This is a genomic window from Gordonia sp. CNJ-863 (assembly GCF_001942325.1).
In the GTDB taxonomy this organism is placed as follows: Bacteria; Actinomycetota; Actinomycetes; order Mycobacteriales; family Mycobacteriaceae; genus Gordonia; species Gordonia alkanivorans.
Map to the genome: position 1 here is coordinate 1 of NZ_MKKG01000064.1, position 2,829 is coordinate 2,829.

Sequence of the window (2,829 nt, forward strand, 5' to 3'; positions counted from 1 at the left end):
TCGTGGTGACCCCAAGTACTGTGGCGGTCGCTGCCACGAAAACCACGGTGAAACCGATGACGAACAGGCCTGCGGCGAGCGCCACACGCGAGCGACCCCGTTTATTCGACTCCCCCACCGACACCGCCGGCGCCTCGGCGCCGACCACGCCAGCCAGATAAGACAGATACCCCGGGACGAGCGGGACCACACACGGTGAGGCGAACGACACCAGCCCGGCGATCATGCATGCGAGCAGCGCCAGCAGTAGCGGACCGCTGGCGACGACGTCAGCAAACGTCTCGCCGACCGAGCTTGCAGTTCGACTGACTGCGCCGTCATGGGCGTTGTGTCACAGGCTCAGCGACGACGCGCTGAACTGTTGCCCCGAGTTCGTCGGCGGTGATGGCCTTGAGGAACACCGCGGCCGGACGGTGGTCGCGGTCGAGCACGATGGTCGTCGGCACCACCGACGTTGGAGTGGTCAGCGCAGCCAGAGTGATGCCGGCAAAGTCGTAGATCGAGGGAAAGGCGACTTTCCTGTCGACAATGAAGTCCTTCGCCGCTTGCCGGTTGTCGCGCAGATTGATACCGAGGAACTCGACCCCCGAGGTCTTGTTCTGGGCGTAGACATGCTCGAGGTCGTCGGCTTCTCCCCGGCAGGGTCCGCACCACGAACCCCATACGTTGATGACGACGACTTTGCCTGCGAAGTCGTTGAGTCCGACGGTCTGGTCGGTCACCACATCAGGGCCTGAGACGTCAGCGATCCTCTGACGGCTTGCAGGCGGGTCGTAGGTGATGACCGTCTGCCCGCCGGGTGAGACGAACTGAAAGGTTCCCCCCTGCGCAACGGCGTCGTCGCCAGCGCTACCACAACCCGACGCTACCCACGGCACCACGCACATCAGCGCCAGGATTGCCGCCCGCACCGCGGATATCCTTCTCTCCTGCTGCACCAGCACTCCTTGACCTTGATCTACTACGCAGCGTGGTAGATTAACGTTCGCGTTGTCAACATAGCCGTAGTTTTTGCGATCTGCACCGGCCCGTAGGCCCACGTCCCGCGGCGAGGGTTCTGCCGCGTTCATCTGACGTATCGGTGCGCTCAGCTGTGATTACGCTTGATTCGGTCGAGGTCCCGAGGCTGGGCATCATTGCTTATCTGCAACTACGTTCCCTAGTAATAGAGGCCGCCAGTTGCGACTGACGCTCAACCGGATCGTGTTACTGCTGTGACCTGTGGGGCCTATGGTTCGAACGGAGGGCTGCCAATCGGGGCCTCATGTGCACCTGGCGTGCGGTGCTGAACGTCAGTGCGTCGCGCCCGTCTCCGGAAGGTCTCGCTGGCATGCCTATGTCGTCCCTCATTCGCCGCTGCGGCGTTGCACGGCCCTGTCTGAGGCTGGGGGCCGTGGGAATTGTTGCTGCGGTTCTGCTGAGCCTCTCGCTTGACGCTCGAGCGCGCGCCGACGCAGATGACACCCATGTGGCCCAGCAGTTCGCCCAACTGGTCGCCGAGACGATCTCGGCATCCTTGGGGGGGCCGGCGATGGGGGAACTAGCCGACGAGATCCGGACCGTCAGCACATGTCTGGCCGATCGTGCGCGCCCAGTCGAGCCGTCGGAGCCAACGGATGACCCCATCACTGCGGTGGGTTGCTTTGCCGCCGTTCTCAGTGCGGGACGAGCAGCCGCCGAACTGGTTGTCGACGCGCTACCGATCGGGCGGTTGCTGGCGCTGCTGGCATTTGAGATGCGTCCCCACGATCCTGCGACCCCGCATCCCGCACCGAACGGTCCACCCGTCTATTCGTCGCCGTCGCCGGGGTCCGTAGTCGCTCCGACGAATGGTCGAATCACCTCCACCTTCGGTGACGGTCGAGGTCATCAGGGCATGGACATCGGCAACGACCTCGGCGCGCCGATTTTCGCGGTCACCGACGGCGAAGTGATCAACTCCGGCCCTGCCCAAGGCTTCGGATTGTGGGTACGTATCCGACATGCCGATGGAACAGTCACCACCTACGGCCATAACGACGACAACCTCATCGAGGTAGCGGCTCCGGTCACGGTCGGCCAACCCATTGCCACGGTTGGCAACCGAGGTAACTCAACCGGCCCCCACTTGCATTTCGAGGTGGCCGATGCATCCGGTGCTGCCCTCGACCCGGTGAGCTGGCTCGCCGAACGCGGCGTCCGTCTGCCCGCCGACGGCGAACCTACTATCCCTCCCAACGAACCGCCGAGCAGCGGAAGTGCAGACCTCTGGCGGTAGGGAGCAGCGCCGCGTAACCGCGATGACCCTCCGCGCCTGATATTGGTGAGGGAGCCGACTTTTCGTTGCCGCCATGTCGGTACTCGCCCGAGATTCGGGATTCCGGGCCCAACTATGCTACCTAGTAGTTAATCGACTACAGTCCGTAGTTACGGCCCGGGAAGTCGCACGCAGGATGCGCGTGTTGCTCGATCAGGGCCACCGTTTGTCCGACTCAGATGGAGGCCTGATGACCGCGGTGTCCCCGCGCCCACCCGAGGTGGTCGCTACGCGGCCCTACCCCGAGCGGCGCAAGTCCAGAGGGTCATTCATCTACAAGCTGCTGACCACGACCGATCACAAGTTGATCGGCATGATGTACATCGTCGTGTGCTTCGCGTTCTTCCTCATCGGCGGCCTGATGGCGCTGCTGATGCGCGGCGAGCTCACGACGCCGGGCATGCAGTTCCTCTCGACCGAGCAGTACAACCAGCTGTTCACCATGCACGGCACGATCATGCTGCTGATGTATGCCACCCCCATCGTGATCGGCTTCGCCAACTTCGTACTGCCCCTGCAGATCGGCGCTCCCG

The 2,829-nt window shown here is 63.6% G+C and carries 4 protein-coding genes; 2 read left to right on the plus strand and 2 right to left on the minus strand.

The window, feature by feature from the left end; genetic code table 11:
• Together BJF87_RS21725 and BJF87_RS21730 are read right to left on the minus strand one after the other, a co-directional pair.
• The coding region (locus tag BJF87_RS21725; RefSeq protein WP_262339098.1) for a cytochrome c biogenesis protein CcdA at nt 1–226 on the minus strand (226 nt) is incomplete at its 3' end.
• Nucleotides 227–317: 91 nt separating this feature from the next.
• Nucleotides 318–887 (minus strand): TlpA disulfide reductase family protein, encoded by a 570-nt coding sequence (locus tag BJF87_RS21730; RefSeq protein WP_101821343.1) that lies wholly within the window; start codon nt 885–887, stop codon nt 318–320.
• Nucleotides 888–1,330: 443 nt separating this feature from the next.
• Here BJF87_RS21730 and BJF87_RS21735 point away from each other — a divergent pair, with 443 nt between their 5' ends.
• Nucleotides 1,331–2,257: a M23 family metallopeptidase gene (locus tag BJF87_RS21735; RefSeq protein WP_055476918.1), complete on the plus strand. Its 927-nt coding sequence runs from the start codon at nt 1,331–1,333 to the stop codon at nt 2,255–2,257.
• 229 nt (nt 2,258–2,486) lie between these two features.
• Nucleotides 2,487–2,829: cbb3-type cytochrome c oxidase subunit I (locus tag BJF87_RS21740; RefSeq protein ID WP_187346533.1), on the plus strand; the 343-nt coding region annotated here is incomplete at its 3' end.